Genomic DNA, 15,773 nt, shown 5'->3' with positions numbered 1-15,773 from the left:
GCGACCTGGATGGGGATGTCGTTTTCGAGGAAGCGCAACTGCTCCAGGCGCTCGCCGCGTTCCAGCGGCGACTCTGGCAACGCGCAGAAGCGGTCGAGCGCCGCGCGCCGGTAGGCATAGACCCCCAGGTGCTTGAAGTAGCGGACGGCTCCCGAGGCGTCGCGGTCGTGCGGAACCGGGGAGCGGGAAAAATAGAGCGCCCGCCCCGCGAGATCGGTGACCACCTTCACAGCATTGGGATTGTTGATGTCCGCCGCAGCGCACGGCGTCTTCAGCGTCGCCACCAGCACCTTCGGGTCGCGCATGGTAGCGAGCAGCAGGTCGATGTGTGCGGGTTGTAATAACGGCTCGTCACCCTGGACGTTGACGTAGACGTCGGCCGCCACCGCATGCGCCACTTCGTGCACGCGCTCGGTGCCCGACCGATGCTTCGCCGAGGTCATGCGCCCCGTCCATCCTTGGGTACGGCACAGGGCCAGCACTTCCTCGGAGTCCGTCGCCACAATGACTTCTCGCAGGCCCCGGCAGGCGCGCGCCGCCTCCACCACCCAGGCCAGCAGCGGCCGTCCCGCCACCGCGCGCAGCACCTTGCGCGGCAGCCGGGTAGAGGCCAGTCGCGCCGGGATGACGGCGATCGCGTCCAGAATCGTTCCTCCGTGGCCCTGATGTTAGCATCGCAACCGGCTTGGCACTGCTGGTTTGACACCCCTCAGGCGCACTCTTAGAATCGTTTCTGGGCCGCTGTTTGAGCCAGCCCTCCTTGACTTCGGCCCTCTTCCCGCAAGGCGCGGCAACTCTTTTGCCAGCAAGCGTGACCAGGATGGCGGTGTAGCTCAGGTGGTTAGAGCGAGGGTCTCATAATCCCTAGGTCGTTGGTTCGAGTCCAACCGCCGCCACCAGATTGTGTTGCGCTTTTCTACCGCGTTACTAGCGGACACGTGCGTTCTGCCCGTGCGCTACTCACTCACGGCTTGCTCGCGGCGTTTCTTGGGAATCTCGACATAGAGGCCCCAGGTTCCATTGGGACTGGTGCCGTTGAACGTCGACCGCGACTGGCGGGCTGATACTACGGAAGATTTCACCGGCGCGGCGGACTCAACCCCGCACGGTGAGCACCGGGCAGAGCGCCTCGCGCACGACGTGATAGGCAGGCGTGTCTGGGCGATGACCCGCGAGGGGCGCCAGATGATGCACACCCAGCACGATCAGGTCGGCGCCGCGCTCGTTGGCGAACTTCAGAATGCCTTCGGCGGGAGTTCCGGTCTCCACCGCATACTGCAGCTGCAAGCCCTGCCCCTCGCCGTGTGGGACCAGATCCTCCAACCGGCGCAGCACTTCTCCGCGATACTGAGGAGACCCGTCCGCGAAATCGATGACATGCAGCAGACTGAGAGAAGCCTGGCTCTCGCGGGCAAGATGGATCGCCCAGGGCAGGGCAGGGAGTGACTCCGGGCCAAAGTCGGTGGCGAAGACGATGCGCTGGAACTGGGTGCGGGGACCGGCGGTTTCCGCCAGGCGGGGTCCGACGCTCAGCACCGGGCAGGGTGCGCGGCGCAAGGCCTGCTCGGTCACCGAACCCAGAAGCAGCTTGCCCAGTCCGGTGCGTCCGCGCGTGCCGAGCACCAGCAGGTCGATGGAGTTTTCCTGGATCATGCGCGCCAGTGTGTCCCATGTGGCGCCCGTGCCCACCAGCACCTCGGGCGCCGTGTCCTCGAAAATCCCGGAGCGCACCAGCGCGTTCAACTGAGCCCGTGGCTGTTGTGCGGGGTCGGGGTCGGCCGCGGGCACTCCCGCTGCCGCGAAAGCGTTAGGCGACTGAACGTGAGCAAGGAAGATCTTGCTGCTGAGCTGGTGTGCCAGTGCCAGGGCATGGTGTAATGCGGCATCGGAGCCGGCCGAGAAATCCGTAGCCACAAGCACGTTGCGAATCTGGACGCCGGTCGCAGTATTCATCTTCCACCGCCGGGCAAGACTGTGGGAAGGAGTTGCTCGTCCCTTACCACCGTCCTCTGGTCAGGGGGTGCAGAAGATCTTGGGGACGTCCGCAACGCCTTCCCGCTAGTTTCAGTTTCAAGCGTCGCCTCATTGCATGCCGTGACCGTGGTCACTTCGCGGTGTGACTGCCATCACGCCGCCATTCCGGGCGCGGTGATAGGGTGACTTCAGAAGAAGAACGGAGGTGCTGTCATGGCTTTCTATGACCGCGCCGACGCCGGCCGACAGCTGGCCTCCCGCCTAAGCAAGTATCGCAATCGTCCTGGAGTTTTGGTGCTCGCCTTGCCACGGGGAGGAGTGCCGGTAGGCTTCGAGGTGGCGGCCGCGCTGGAAGCGCCGCTCGACGTGTTTCTGGTGCGAAAGCTTGGCGTGCCGTTTCAGCCGGAGCTGGCCATGGGAGCCCTCGCTAGCGGTGGCACGCGTGTCCTCAACCCGCTGGTCACGGAGGCGCTCGCCCTTGCGCCGGAGATCATGGAGTCGGTAGTTGCTCGCGAACAGGCTGAATTGGAACGGCGCGAGCGGGTGTACCGGTCGGGCCGGCCGGCGCCTGAGGTCAAAGGCAAGACGGTCATCCTGGTGGACGACGGCATCGCAACCGGATCGACCATGCGCGCTGCGGTCCTGGCGCTGCGGGAGCAAGCGGCCAAGGAGATCGTGGTGGCTGTACCGGTGGCGCCTCAATCGGCTGTGGCCGAACTGAGCAGCCTGGCGGATGAACTGGTCTGTGTTCTGGAGCCCCTGGAATTTCTCGCCATCGGCGAGTGGTACCAGGACTTTGCACAGCTCACGGACCAGGAGGTGAACCGGTTGCTGCAGCAAGCGGCTCAGCCGGTGACGCGTGTCGGCTGAGAACCGCCCAATCAAGCGAGGAGGAATCATGAATCTCTGGAAGAGTCACAGTCTGATGTTTCTGTTCGGTTTCGGGATCGGAGCCGGATTGATGTTCCTGCTGGATCCCGAGCGCGGGCGTCATCGTCGCGCCGTGTTGCGGGAGAAGACGGTCGGGACGCTGGAGGAGATCGAGAACAAGGCTGCGGAAACCGCGTCGGGCGTGGTGAAGCGCGCCCGGGGCCTGGCGGTGGAAGCGAGGAGGGCGCTATGAGCCCGCGAGGATACTCGCTCTTGCTGGGCGGGCTGGGCCTGGGAGCGGGCTTGATGTACCTCTTCGACCCGGACCGCGGGCGCCGGCGCCGGGCGCACCTTCGTGACCGCGCCGCTGGCGTCGTTCACGATGCAGAGCAGGCCGCAGGCAAGACGGCGCGCGACCTGGCGCATCGTGGCCAGGGGCTGCTGGCTCAGGCACGCTCTTGCTTCGAGCACGAGGCAGCGGTGGAGCCAGACGTGCTCGAGCGGCGCGTCCGCAGCGAGATCGGGCGCGTAGTCTCACATCCCGGGTCGATCGACGTCACCTGCTACGACGGCAGCGTGGTGCTCATGGGCCTGATTCTGGAGAAAGAGCTCCATCCGCTATTGGACGCCGTGCGCAAGGTCAAGGGGGTAAAGTGCACCACCGACTGGCTTTGCGAAGTGCCGACCGCGGAACACATCTCGGCACTGCAGGGAGGAGTGCCGCGGACGGGCCGCCGCTTCGAGCTCGTGCAAGAGAACTGGTCACCGGCCACGCGCTTGCTGGCGGGCGTTGCGGGCGGCCTGCTTGCCTCTTGGGGCGCGCCACGCCGCGATCTTGCAGGCCTGGCGAGCACGACTGCAGGCGTAGCTCTGCTGGCGCGCGCCTGGACGAACGCCGATCTCCGCCGGCTGATCGGCGTCGGCCGCCATGCCGCGCCCATTGCGCTGCAAAAAACCCTGCGCATTGATGCGCCGGTAGCCGATCTGTTCGAGTTCTGGCGAAACCCGGAGAACTACCCACGGGTGTTCGCGCATGTGCGCGAAGTCAAGAAGGTGGGTGAGAACCTGTACCGCTGGAGCGTTGCCGGACCGGCTGGCACCCAAGTCGGCTGGGAGGGGACGATCACCCGCACGGTGCCCAATGAACTGCTGGAGTTCCGCAGCGTGGCCGGATCGCTGATTGAAAATGCCGGAGTGGTGCGCCTGGATCCCAACTATGACGGCAGCACGCGCCTGCACATCCGCATGTTCTACCAGCCGCCCGCCGGTCTGGTGGGCCATTGGATCGCCGAACTGTTCGGAGCCGATCCCAAGAGCGCGCTGGACGAGGATCTGGCGCGCCTGAAGTCGCTGTTTGAGCGCGGCAAGACGCGCGCGCACGGAGAGACCGTCACCCGGCAGGATTTTCCAACGCCGCTCAAGAAGGCAGTGGGAGCAGGCCCCATGGATCTGATAGCCAGCACCTAGCGAAGAAAGCGAGGATGCGCATGAACGCCGTGAAGGAAACCTCTACGGGGCCCACGGGGTCGGAGACGCTGACCCGCGAGGTGCCGCGTCAGGAGTGGCCAGCCTTTTTCCAAATGTTCAGCCGTCAGCACCAGGCATGGCTGGTGACGGTGGAGTTGTTCGGGCGGGAGATCGGAGCACAGGTCGAAGTACAAGACCGCCCCTTGGGCGGCATCACTGCCGAATTGCGCCGGGACAGGGGCGACTCGATCGTGCTCTCGTTCGGCACCATTCCCAGCGACTTGACGCACATCGTCCGCCGTCCCACGCGGGTGTGGCTGAAGCAGACCATCAGCGGCGCCGATCAGGCCCTGGAGATCGAATGTGAGAGCGGGCCTACTACACTGGTTCGCTTTCGGTCGCCGATGCTGCTGGAAACGGTGGACGACTTCCTGGCCTGGGGACAATGAAACGAGGGGGCGACGGAGACCACATCGCGCCCCCGCCGGAGAGGAAGGACCCCCATGGACACCGGCAACCGAGCGCAGCCGATTCCGAGCCGCGTCGTGCGCGTTCCGGCGGGGCGCGCGCTCCTCGAAAGCAATCTGAACCTTCCCCCGGACGCCGCCGGCATCGTGCTGTTCGTGCACGGCAGTGGCAGCAGCCGCTACAGCCCTCGCAACCGCTACGTCGCGGAGTTCCTCAACCGGGCCCGGCTGGCAACCCTGCTCTTGGACCTGCTGACGCCGGAAGAGGAAGCGGTGGACCAATATTCCGCAGAATTGCGCTTCGATATTCCTATGCTCTCGCGGCGCGTAGTCGAGGCCATCGAGTGGACCCTGCGGCATCCGGAAACGCGCTGGCTGCGGGTGGGCTGCTTTGGCGCCAGCACGGGAGCGGCGGCCGCATTGGTGGCGGCGGCGGAGTTGCCCGAAGCGGTGCAAGCCGTGGTGTCGCGCGGCGGCCGTCCCGACCTTGCCGGCCCAGCGCTGGACCATGTCCGAACTCCCACCTTGCTGATCGTTGGAAGCGCCGATCCAGAGGTGCTCGAACTGAATCGTCAGGCCATGGCGCGGCTCAAGGGGGTGAAGGAACTCAAGGTGGTTCCGCGCGCAACCCACCTCTTTGAGGAGCCCGGCGCTCTTGAGACCGTGGCCGGGATGGCGCGCGACTGGTTCTTGCAGCACCTGGCTGGCGCCGGCCGCCAGGCCGCCTGAATTCTGGGCGGGAAAGGAGTCTGCGATGAAACGCCGCAGGGAAACCGGAGAAGCCCTGGCAACCGTACAGGCGGGAAAAGCGGCGGTCCGCCGTCCTGCGCGTCCCACGCCGCCGGTGCGCAACCGCCGGGTTCACAAGCAGAGTAGAAACATACCGGCGGTCGAGCGGCGTGCCGGTTTTCGAAGCTGAAGGTAACGCCATCATGCTGGAAGCCTTGGTCATCATCGCCGCGCTGGGCGGGCTGGAATTGATTCTGTGGATTGCGGACCATCGCCGCCAGAAGAAGCAGATCGACCTTCTGGAAGCCATCTGGACCGAACTGGCGCTGCGCAACGCGGCGGAGGAGACGGCGCATCCCACGGAGAAGGAACTGGAGAAGAAATGAGAGCGTGGCTCGGGGCTGCCGTGCTCGCGGCCATGGTGCTGGATGCCTGGACCAAGGGCGCGGGCAACCTGACGGAAATGCTGTGGGCCTGCCACTGGGCCTCTGCCGCAATCGCCCTGGGCTTGCTGGCAGATTCGCGCACTGCGGTCGCCGCCGGGCTGTTATTCCATCTTGCGCTCGGCATCCCGACCTGGCTGCTGGGAATCCTTTTCAGCGGTGAGGTCTATCCCACTTCCGTACTGGTGCATTCGGCGCCCGCGGTGGCCGCGATCGTGTATCTGCGCGGGCTTCGCGTGTGGCCACGCTATGCGTGGTGGTGGGCCTGGATCATGCATCCCGCGGCCATCGTCGTGAGCGAGCGCTTTGCGCGGCCGGAACTGAATGTGAATATGGCCCACGAGCCGTGGCCGCCATTGGCCCACTTGTTCCCCAACCTTCATTTCTTCCACCTCGCCGTCATTTCTCTATCCTTACTCATAGTGCTGCTGATGAACCGCCCGATTGATCGCTGGTTGGCGGAAAGGGAAGTCTCGCAGCGGCTGGCGGTAGGTTGGCCAGGGTCGGCGCACATCCCTCCGGCGCGCGCTGCTGCTCATCATCAACGTAGAAATAGGAAGAGACCCGTTGCCCGGGTTTCCTAACTGCCGCTAGCTGGAACAGAGGTTCCTGCGGTCGCGCCTCGTGGACGTAAAGAGCAACTCTGGGCGTCGCTTAATGAAAAGGTGGGGAGAAAATAATAAGGGCCGCGGCTTTGGTTATGCTCTAGCCGTCAGCTCCTGCGAGGGAGCCAACAGCGTGGACGCATGCACCACCACGGCCCTCGATGCAATCACCGCTTTCGCGGTCCCGGACCCCAACGCGCCCTCGCAGGCGCTGTCGGTTTTTTCAGGTCCAGTTGCCCAGCGGGTTGCCCCGCCCGACTGATCACCCAGCTTACTTCGGACTGGCGACTGTTTTGGAAGCCAACCCTTTCAGCCGTCGACGGGGCCCAAGGTAAATTTCGCACGTTTCTTTGTCAACGCCCGATTTTGGTGCAACTGTGGAAAACTCGGACGCTGGGCGTGGAGGCTCCGGTGCCGCAGTTCATCACGCCGATGGAGGGCTTTCCACAGAGGAACCACACAAAGCCCTTGACGGTCAGTACATTTCTGCCGCATTTTGTTTGGAACAAACTGCACATGTCCAATCTCGTCGCCTACGTGGACGGAGGTTCGCACGGGAATCCCGGGCCCTCGGGTATTGGGGTAGTGATCGAAGGTTCAGCCGAAGGCACGATCCGCATCGCCCGCTGGATCGGCCGCCAGGACAACAACGTCGCCGAGTACATGGCCCTGCTGGAAGCCTTGCAACTCGCCGTCAACCTTAAGGCCCGGACGCTCCGTGTCTATTCCGACTCAGAAGTCGTGGTCCGGCAGATGCGGGGAGAATACGCGTGCCTGAGCTCACGGCTCTATTCCCTGAACTGGACATGCCGCAAGCTGGCTCGCTTCCTGGATTTCTCTATCGCGCACGTGCCCCGCGAGCACAACGCCGAGGCCAACCACCTGGCGCTCTCCGCCGTGCGCGCACAGTCACAATAGCTGCATTCCGCCGTCCCCTCCTAGCGCGCTGCACTACTGTCTGACAGCCGTCCTGCAGCCCATTACCTCAATGCCTGATAGTCAGCACCGGGCAGGGAGCTTCCAGCAACACCTTGTGCGCTGTGCCGCCGCCCATGTGCGTGGCCACACCCGTGAACGCCGTGTGGCGCGCACCCATCACAATGAGGTCCGCGCCCTGCTCCAGCGCCTGCTCCACGATCTTTTCCGCGGGGTCGCCGAATGCCACCAGCGGCTTGCACCACAGTTCGGTACCGCACTGCGGGACCATCTCCTGCAGGCGCTGCCGGGCTGCTGCTTCGGCCATGTGGCGGTCGAAGGAGAAGCTCTTGCCGTTGGGCTCCACATGCAGCAGCGTGAGGTGCGCCTGGAATTCCTGCGCCAGGGAAACGGCGTAGGGAACTACCTGGTCCCCTGCGCTTGAGAGGTCGGTGGCGAACAGGATGCGCTTTAGCGTGAGCGCCTTCTCTGGTTCACTGCACACCTTCGGGCCGATGGTCAAAACCGGGCAGGGTGAAGTACGGAACACGTATTCCGCCACCGAGCCCAGGATCAGGCGCTCGAATCCCTTCCGTCCGTGTGTACCCAGAACGATGAGGTCGATATCCCGCTCCTGCATCACCTTCCAGAGCACGGCCGAGACTTCGCCTTCACCCAGGACGGTTGCGTAGGGGATGCCGCCCAGCAGCGGTGACTGCGCCAGCGCGGCCATGTCGGCTTCCGCCTGTTCGCGAACCCGGTCGTAGGAAACGGGAGCCCGCGGCGGACCCAGGACGTAGCCCTCCGGCGGCGCCATCAGGAAGGCTTCCGGCAGCATGACATGGGTGACGTGCAGCTTGGAGCCGTAGCGCCGCGCCAGCGCGGTGGCGTAGTGCAGCGCCTTCTCCGAGCAGGTGGAAAAATCAGTGGCAAACAGAATGTTCTTGAGTGCAATCTGCGTCTTGGAATCGAGGACTTGCATGGCTGCCTCCGTTCAGCGCAGCCCGGCCATCTCTTGCAGCCGACGCCAGTTCTCCAGCCGGTCCTGCTGCGCCAGTAAAAGTTGTTCATCGGGCCGGCCTTCGGCGTCGAAGTGACGCGCAAAGCGGCCCTCGGTACGCGCGAAACTCACAAAGTTGAACGGCTGATCCGTCTTGGGGTCCGTGGGCCAGTCTTCCTTCATGGCCGGATTGCCGCGCAGGCTTAACCGCTCGCGAATGCGCTCGCCACTGCGCGGGTCATGCATCAGCAGCGGGAAGGCACGCGATTCCACCGCCATCTTGGCGTGGGTCATAGCCTGATCGTCCGGCACACCGTGCTCCGGCTGGCAGGTGGCGTAGGCAATCACCACGGCCGGACCGGGAAACTCGTTCGCCGCCATCACCGCTTTGTAGAAATGATTCAAGTGGGCGGGCGTACTCTGGGCGACGAACACGTTGGGATGCGCCAGCAACACCTGCGCCAGTTCCTTGCGACGCTCCCGCTTGCCCGGCTGTGCTTTGCCCACGGCCGCCATCTTGGCGTCCTGGCTGGTGAAGGTCGCCGTCGAAGTCTGCCCGCCGGTGTTGGAGTAGACCTGGGTGTCGAGCACCAGCACCTTGATGTCCATGCCGGAGCTCAGCATGCGCGAGAGGGATTGCAATCCGATATCGAACATGGCGCCATCCCCGCCCACTACCCACAAGCGACGCTTGTGATGACCTTCCTGGTCCCAGCGCAGGCGGACGCCCATGGCGTCTGCGGGAGCGTTCTCAAACAACGAGTTGGTCCAGGGAACGGCGAACGGATTGAACGGGTAGGTGGAGCCGTACACCGTGTTGCAGCCGGTGGCCGCCACGATGCCGATCTGGTCCGCTCCGTACACGAAACCCGTGGCGGCCAGCATCAGCCGCAGAGCCGTGGCTTCGCCGCATCCCATGCAGGAACCCGCGCCGCCGGCGTAGAGCAGCGCGCGCGAGGCCAGCATCATGTCGCCCAGCGCCTTCTCGTTGAGCAAGCGTGCGGGCGTCTCCGGCAGCGCGTGGTAGAGGTCCATCGCCAGATCGTAGGACTCGATCGCGAGGTCCTGCTTGGGTGACATGCGCAGGGCGTCGTGCGAGCCGCAGGCCACGACGCACTCCCCGCATCCCTTGCACTTGTCGGGATCGACGAAGATGGCGAACAGGCCGCCTTGCTCGCCGCGCTTCTGCGGCAGCTCGAAGTACTTGCTGGTCTGGACGAAGCGGGCGCGCAAATCGCTGCGCAGGTCCGGACGTTCCACCCGCGCCAGCTTTTCCTCCAATGCGGACGGCAGCACTGCCTTGGCCAGGATGGCCGTGTCCGGACACTGGTTGACGCAGTCCATGCAGCCCACGCAGTTCGCGGCGGTCAGCACGGGAATCTCCGGCGCCAGGTTACGGAAACTGCGCAGGACGGCGCTGGAGGGCGGCATGAAACTGCGCGCCACGTACTCATCGGCTTCCAGATCCTGCTCGCGCCCGCGGTTGTAGCCGGCTACCACGCGGTCACAGAACTCGGGCGCCACCACGTCCGGCGCGGACGGGCAGCGCCACTGGGGGTGATGCACGGGAAGCGCGGCGGCGGCGGTTTCCTTGTCTTCTGCCGGAGGCACGACTTCGACCACTTCGCGATATCCGCGGCTGGCTGCCGCCAGGTTGTCGGCCACCACTTTCTCGCCCCGCTTGCCGAAGTATTTTTCCATTGGGCGGCGCAGTGCGGTGATCAATTGTTCCTCGGTCAGCCCGGCGTCCTCGCGGAACGGCGTCAGGCGCAGAAATGCGCCCAGCAGCACGATGCCCTGCATGCGCACCTGCAGGTCAGCGCGGCTGGCGGATTCGCGCGCGATGCGCAGCGCGTCCAGCGCGTAGAGCTTCAGTCCGCGCTCACGGATGGTGCGGCGTGTCTCCGCCGGCAACCAGCGCCACACTTCATCCGGCGGAAGGCTGGACTGCACCAGCACTGTGCCGCCCCTCTGCAATCCCGCCAACGGGTCCGAGTTCAGGAACGCGTTCTGGTCCTGGATGGCGACGAACTCCACCGTGTTCAGCTCGGCGTGCAGCCGGATGGGCTGGTTGGCCAGGGTGAGGAAATAGTTGGTCGGCAGACCCTTTTTCTCCGAGCCGTACTTGGGGAAAGCCTGTGCATACACCCCAAAAAGCTCGGAGGCTACCGAGGCCAGCACCTTGTTCGTGGTCACCGATCCGAAGCCGCCGACGGAGTGGCCACGCAACGAGTACGAACCCGCCGGTCGCACGTCCGGGTCGGCGGTCACTTCCAGCGCATCCGGATGCCTGACACCCAGCACGAAGCGGCGGCGCGGGTCGCGTTCGACCATGGCTTCGACGGCAGCCACAAAATGTCCCGGACGGATGTCGCGGCCCCCCAGTCCGGCGACGCCGGAATAAGCCAAGGGCATGGGCAGGCGGGCGAATTCACCGGCGCCCATCTGCGCGTCTGCCAAGGCCGCCTTGATCTCCGCGGTGAGGGGATTGGATTCCGCCAGCGGAATGTCGGCGCGCTCGATCACGGCAAAGGCGCTGCATGGGAAGAGCAGTTCGGCGAGTTCGCGGGCGGGAAAAGGACGAAAGCTGACCACGGTGATCGCTCCCACACGCAGCCCGCGGCTCCGCAGGTGATCGACGGTGGCTTCGGCGGTCTCCATCATCGAGCCCATGCCGACCAGCGCGTACTCCGCGTCGTCCATGCGGTAGGGCTGGACGAACCCGTACTCGCGTCCCGTCAGGTTCGAGTACTCACGCATGGCCGCAGCCAGCTCCGGAGCCACCCGTTCGTAGAAGGAGCGCTGTGCCACCTTGCCCTTCATGTAGCTGTCCTGGTTCTGTACCGGGCCGCTCAGCAGCGGATGCAGCGGGTCGAAGAGATTGCGTACGCGCGTTGCCGGCGCGCCCACGAACTCGCGCATCAGTTCCGGCTCAGGCAGGTTCACGGTCTCCAGGGTGTGCGTGGTAAGGAAACCGTCCTGCACGTTCAGGAAGGGAGTCTCGCTGGCTTCCGCGACGCGGCGCGCGATCAAGGCCAGGTCGGCGGCTTCCTGGGCGTTACGCCCGAAGAGCATGCCCCAGCCGCAATCGGCCACGCCCATGACGTCGTCGTGCCCGCAGTGCACATTCAACGAATGCGAAGTCAACGCCCGCGCTCCGATGTGGAACACGACCGGCAGTCGCTTCCCGGCGATGACGTACAACACCTCCTTCATGAGGATCAGGCCCTGGCCGGAGGTGAAATTGGCCACCCGCCCGCCCGCCAGCGCAAAGCCCTCGCAAGCCGTCGCCGAGCTGTGCTCGGACTCGGGCTCCAGAAACTGCAGGGGCTCATTCCAAAGGTTCTTGGTGCCGTTGGCGAATTCCTGGGCGAATCCGTCCCCCATGGGGGTGGAGGGGGTGATGGGATAGGCGCATGCCCCCTGGGAGATGTGCGACTCCACCCAAACCACCGCTCCCGAGCCATCCGCGGTCGTGCGAATGCCCGGGTAAGGCGGCTCTGTTTTGGGGGATGGGGGTCGTGGGAGGATGACTTCCTTCAGCAGCGACATACGGCGTCTCCGATCTCGAGCAACGATCACCCCCAGCGTACGGCGCCAGGAGGGAAGGACACCGTGATAAGAGTCACAGCAGGGTGTGATTCGCGTTACACGAGCGCTTTGCGGCCGTTTATCACCCCCGCCCGTGACACCAATCACAGACGCTCGTACGTTCCGGTGGTCGAATCAAGGCAGCGAAGGGAGGTGTGCTGTGACCCTCGCGAACCTTCTTCTGATCGGCGCCCTTACCCTGGGTGGCCTACTGGTCCTGTTGCGCCTGGTGCTGGCCGTGCGGTCCTATCGCCGATTCCGCGGCAAGATGCTGATCACCTGTCCCGAGAGCAAGACGCCGGAAGCCGTCGATGTGCAGGCCGGCCGTGTCGCCTTGACCGCCCTCGTCGGTACCCCGCACCTGCGCCTGAAGGACTGCACTCGCTGGCCGGAACGCGCCGATTGCGGCCAGGACTGCCTCACCCAGGTGGCCGACCACCCCCAGGACTGCCTGGTACGGAACATCGTGGCGGGCTGGTATGAAGGTAAGGACTGCGCCTTCTGCGGAAAGTCCATCGCTACCATCGACTGGCTCAAACAGCGGCCCGCATTGCTCGCTCCCGACCGTCGTACCGTGCAGTGGGACGAGGTCCACCCCGAGCGTTTGCCGGAAGTCCTAGCCACTCACCAGCCGGTATGCTGGAACTGCCACATCGCAGAGTCGTTCCGACGCGAGCACTCGGAGCGCGTCGTGGACCGCCCGCCGCACGACACGACTTACGTAGCTTGATGGCTGTCAGTCACATCCGCTGGTGACATTAGTCACAGCCTCCTGCGACCCGCGCTTTTATAAATAGTCCCAAGCCAAACGGGGGCGTGAGCCAGCGGCTTTTCTCCCGCAGCATGGTCCAGCGCTCCCCAGCAGGGCCGGTAGTTGCGGCCCGGGAGAAGCGCGCCATGGCAACCTCGGCTTCTGCATATCAGGGCAACTGGGTTCCCAGCACTTGCGGCATGTGTCTGCACGGCTGCGGCATCAAGGTGCTGGTGAAGGACGGTGTCGCGCTCAAGATCGAGGGCGACCCCACCAATCCCGACAACCTCGGCAAGCTGTGTCCCAAGGGCAACGCCGGGTTGTCGCGCCTTTATGACTCGGCGCGCGTCCTTCACCCCATGAAGCGCACCAATCCCAAAAAGGGACCGGGCGAGGATCCCGGCTGGGTCAAGATCTCCTGGGAAGAAGCCTTCGAGATCACCGCCCGCGAACTGGGCAAGATCCGCGCCGACGACCCGCGCAAGCTGCTGTGCGCCATCGGTGACTTTCAGCGCATCCTGCTCTGGGGATGGCCGGCAGTGTTCGGCTCGCCCAATTTCTTCACCTCGCTGGGGAACTACTGCGGCGGCTCCTACCACCCGGTCAACGGATCCGTGGATGGTTCTTTCGCCGCCATCAACGACTACGAGCGCTGCAACTACTGGATCCAGATCGGCTCCGGCGACGGTTTCTCCTCACACCTGCACGTTTCCGGCAGCTCCAAGCGCATGGCCGACGCCCGCATGCGCGGCATGAGGCTGGTAGTGCTCGACCCGCGCAACTCGGTGGCGGCCGCCAAGGCCAACGAGTGGGTTCCCATTCTGCCGGGCACGGACCGCGCCTTTGTGCTGGGCATGGCGCACGTGCTGATTCACGAACTGAACCGCTTCGACCGCGAATTCCTGCGCGACCGCACGAACGCGCCGTATCTGGTGCAGGACGATGGCCACCTTTTCCGCGGCGAGGACGGCAAGGCCCAGGTCTGGGACACGCGCATCGGCGCCCCCGCAGCCTGGGACTTTGTTCCTCCGGAAGCCATGACGCTCGAAGGGGTGTTCCTGGTGGATGGCCGTCGCTATCGCACCGGCTTTCAACTCTGGAAGAACATCCTGGTGAACTACACCCCCGAGCGCATGAGCGAGGTCACCACCGTGCCGGCGGCTACCATCCGCCGCATCGCCCGCGAGTTCGTGGACGCGGCCCAGATCGGCTCGACCATCGAGATCGAAGGCAAGACGTATCCCTTCCGCCCGGCGGCGCTCAACTACTACCGCGGCTCGCAATCGCACGCCAACGGCCTGTTCGACAACCTGACCTACAAAATGTTCAACATGCTGGTGGGCAATCTGGATGTCCCGGGAGGCCACCTGGGCGTGCCGCTGGACCATCGCGGTTTCTTCGTCAGCCCGGGCGAGGACGGCATGCTGAAGCCGGAGCCGCATCAGCTCCACCCGGCCCCGCCGTTCAAGTACCCGCCGGACTCGACGCACCTGATGGAGTGGTTCCCCATCGGCTTCGACGCCGGCCAGCTCAATACCGAAACCTTGCTGGAGCCGGAGCGGTTCGGCCTGCAGTACCACCCCGAGGCCATGCTGCTGTATCACTCCAACCCGCTGTGGAACATGCCCGAGACAGACAAGGTGGAGCGGATCATGCGTCGCATGAAGTTCGTGGTCGCTATCGACATCCACCGCACTGAATCTACCGAGTGGGCCGACATCTTCCTGCCCGACCAGACGTTCCTGGAGTCCACACTGCTGAATTGCCTGGAGCCGCCGGTCGTGACCGGGCACTCCGTGCGCCAGCCCGTGGTCCAGCCGCTGGGTGACACCAAGGACGCCTACGAGATCCTCACCGAACTGGCGGAGCGCCTGGGCTTCCGCGACGACTGGAACGACCTGCTCAACGTGGTCTGCGGCTTCACCCAGAAGCCGCAATACCTGCTCGACCCCGAGCAGCGCTACAGCGTCGAGGAACTTTGGGACCGCTACGCGCGCTCCATCTATGGCGACGACCGCGGCCTGGAATGGTTCAAGCAGAACGGCCACGCCGTCCGTCCTCGCACCGCCGATGAGACCTTCATGCCATACGGCAATCTGCGCGTGCCTTTCTACTTCGAGTTCATCCAGCGCACGGGCGAAGACCTGCGCAAGAAGATGGAAGAGGCCGGCATCAAGGATTGGCCGTTCGACAACTACAAGTCCCTGCCCTTCTGGAAACCGTCGCCGGTCATCGAGGACGGCGCCCGCGGCTATCCCTTCTACGCCATCACCTTCAAGGAGGTGCTGCACACCTTCGCCGACACCATGGTGATGCCCTGGCTCACCGAGGTCAGCGAGAAGGACGCGGTGCACGGAGGCATCCTGATCAACGCCCAGACCGCGGCCAAGTTCGGCATTCGCACCGGGACCCGCATCCGCCTCACTTCGCCGGCAAGCTGGATCGAGGGCGTGGCCCAGGTGGTCGAAGGCATCCACCCGCAGGTGCTGGGAGTCAGCAACGCCATCACCCGCGAGTTCGTCACCAATCGTGAGGTGCGTGTGAAGGGCAGCCACTTCAACCGGTTGCTTACCGGCTCCATGCGCTACACCGACAATGCCACCGGCGGCCTGGAATCCACCGCACGTGTACGTTTGGAGATTGCTCCCAAGTGGGGGCAGGAGGCTCGCCATGCCCACGATTGATGTCGCCGCGCTGGGCACGGCGCGCAAGCTGCTTGGCTTCTCCAAGCGCACCGTCCCCTTCGAGCAGGGCACCGTGGCGGACCTGCTTCGTTCACTCGCCACCACCGACGGGAGCAACCTCTATGCCAACCTCACCTGCGAAGGCAGGCTGCGTGGCGATTTCGCCGTCCTGGTGGACGGCTTCAGCCTCAAACCCGACCAGCTCGAACGCCCGCTGCAGGGCGGCGAGCAGGTTGTGACCATGGCGATCCTGCGCCATCTGCACGGCGGCTAACCG

16 protein-coding genes and 1 tRNA gene are annotated in these 15,773 nt (G+C 64.8%); 13 read left to right on the top strand and 4 right to left on the bottom strand.

Annotated features, from left to right (window positions below; genetic code table 11):
• Positions 1-587, bottom strand: a 587-nt coding sequence (locus VLE48_03330) for a 3-deoxy-manno-octulosonate cytidylyltransferase (GenBank protein HSA92017.1), incomplete at its 3' end; no start/stop codon positions are given.
• Positions 588-822: 235 nt separating this feature from the next.
• On the opposite strand from VLE48_03330, the gene VLE48_03325 reads away from it, so the two are divergent.
• Positions 823-899 (top strand) — tRNA-Met (locus VLE48_03325).
• A 196-nt stretch (positions 900-1,095) separates the two neighbouring features.
• On the opposite strand, the gene VLE48_03320 is transcribed toward VLE48_03325, so the two are convergent.
• Positions 1,096-1,953: a universal stress protein gene (locus VLE48_03320; GenBank protein HSA92016.1), complete on the bottom strand. Its 858-nt coding sequence runs from the start codon at positions 1,951-1,953 to the stop codon at positions 1,096-1,098.
• A gap of 234 nt (positions 1,954-2,187) precedes the next feature.
• Here VLE48_03320 and VLE48_03315 point away from each other — a divergent pair, with 234 nt between their 5' ends.
• The 9 genes from VLE48_03315 to VLE48_03275 all read left to right on the top strand — a co-directional run bounded on the left by VLE48_03315 (position 2,188) and on the right by VLE48_03275 (position 7,473).
• Positions 2,188-2,844, top strand: coding sequence for a phosphoribosyltransferase (locus tag VLE48_03315; GenBank protein ID HSA92015.1), 657 nt, complete (start codon positions 2,188-2,190; stop codon positions 2,842-2,844).
• A 28-nt stretch (positions 2,845-2,872) separates the two neighbouring features.
• The gene (locus tag VLE48_03310; protein ID HSA92014.1) at positions 2,873-3,097 is read left to right on the top strand and encodes a hypothetical protein; all 225 of its coding nucleotides are present in this window, start codon (positions 2,873-2,875) and stop codon (positions 3,095-3,097) included.
• Entirely contained in the window at positions 3,094-4,311 is a 1,218-nt protein-coding gene (locus VLE48_03305; GenBank protein HSA92013.1) for an SRPBCC family protein, read from the top strand. The genes VLE48_03310 and VLE48_03305 overlap by 4 nt, the downstream gene beginning before the upstream one ends.
• Positions 4,312-4,331: 20 nt before the next feature.
• Complete coding sequence (locus tag VLE48_03300; protein ID HSA92012.1) at positions 4,332-4,760, top strand: DUF5335 family protein; 429 nt, start codon at positions 4,332-4,334, stop codon at positions 4,758-4,760.
• A 54-nt stretch (positions 4,761-4,814) separates the two neighbouring features.
• On the top strand, positions 4,815-5,507 hold the full coding sequence (locus VLE48_03295) for an acyl-CoA thioester hydrolase/BAAT C-terminal domain-containing protein (GenBank protein ID HSA92011.1): 693 nt from the start codon (positions 4,815-4,817) through the stop codon (positions 5,505-5,507).
• A 25-nt stretch (positions 5,508-5,532) separates the two neighbouring features.
• Positions 5,533-5,697 (top strand): hypothetical protein, encoded by a 165-nt coding sequence (locus VLE48_03290; protein HSA92010.1) that lies wholly within the window; start codon positions 5,533-5,535, stop codon positions 5,695-5,697.
• A gap of 13 nt (positions 5,698-5,710) precedes the next feature.
• The gene (locus VLE48_03285; GenBank protein ID HSA92009.1) at positions 5,711-5,893 is read left to right on the top strand and encodes a hypothetical protein; all 183 of its coding nucleotides are present in this window, start codon (positions 5,711-5,713) and stop codon (positions 5,891-5,893) included.
• Positions 5,890-6,534, top strand: coding sequence for a hypothetical protein (locus VLE48_03280; protein ID HSA92008.1), 645 nt, complete (start codon positions 5,890-5,892; stop codon positions 6,532-6,534). The genes VLE48_03285 and VLE48_03280 overlap by 4 nt, the downstream gene beginning before the upstream one ends.
• A gap of 537 nt (positions 6,535-7,071) precedes the next feature.
• A complete protein-coding gene (locus VLE48_03275; protein ID HSA92007.1) occupies positions 7,072-7,473 on the top strand; it encodes a ribonuclease HI family protein in 402 nt (133 codons plus the stop codon).
• 67 nt (positions 7,474-7,540) lie between these two features.
• Here the strand turns inward: VLE48_03275 and VLE48_03270 are convergent, their stop codons facing one another.
• Positions 7,541-8,452, bottom strand: coding sequence for a universal stress protein (locus tag VLE48_03270; GenBank protein ID HSA92006.1), 912 nt, complete (start codon positions 8,450-8,452; stop codon positions 7,541-7,543).
• A 12-nt stretch (positions 8,453-8,464) separates the two neighbouring features.
• A complete protein-coding gene (locus tag VLE48_03265) occupies positions 8,465-12,022 on the bottom strand; it encodes a 2-oxoacid:acceptor oxidoreductase family protein (protein ID HSA92005.1) in 3,558 nt (1,185 codons plus the stop codon).
• A 199-nt stretch (positions 12,023-12,221) separates the two neighbouring features.
• On the opposite strand from VLE48_03265, the gene VLE48_03260 reads away from it, so the two are divergent.
• The 3 genes from VLE48_03260 to VLE48_03250 all read left to right on the top strand — a co-directional run bounded on the left by VLE48_03260 (position 12,222) and on the right by VLE48_03250 (position 15,770).
• Positions 12,222-12,791 carry a hypothetical protein gene (locus VLE48_03260; GenBank protein HSA92004.1) on the top strand — a complete coding sequence of 190 codons (570 nt, stop codon included), beginning with the start codon at positions 12,222-12,224 and terminating at the stop codon, positions 12,789-12,791.
• Between the two features lie 167 nt (positions 12,792-12,958).
• Complete coding sequence (locus tag VLE48_03255; GenBank protein HSA92003.1) at positions 12,959-15,496, top strand: molybdopterin-dependent oxidoreductase; 2,538 nt, start codon at positions 12,959-12,961, stop codon at positions 15,494-15,496.
• Positions 15,483-15,770: a MoaD/ThiS family protein gene (locus VLE48_03250; protein HSA92002.1), complete on the top strand. Its 288-nt coding sequence runs from the start codon at positions 15,483-15,485 to the stop codon at positions 15,768-15,770. The genes VLE48_03255 and VLE48_03250 overlap by 14 nt, the downstream gene beginning before the upstream one ends.
• The last annotated feature ends 3 nt before the right edge of the window (positions 15,771-15,773 follow it).

It is taken from the genome of Terriglobales bacterium (genome assembly GCA_035454605.1).
GTDB lineage: Bacteria > Acidobacteriota > Terriglobia > Terriglobales > Acidobacteriaceae > DATMAB01.
This window is presented reverse-complemented; position numbering and strand designations above follow the sequence as displayed.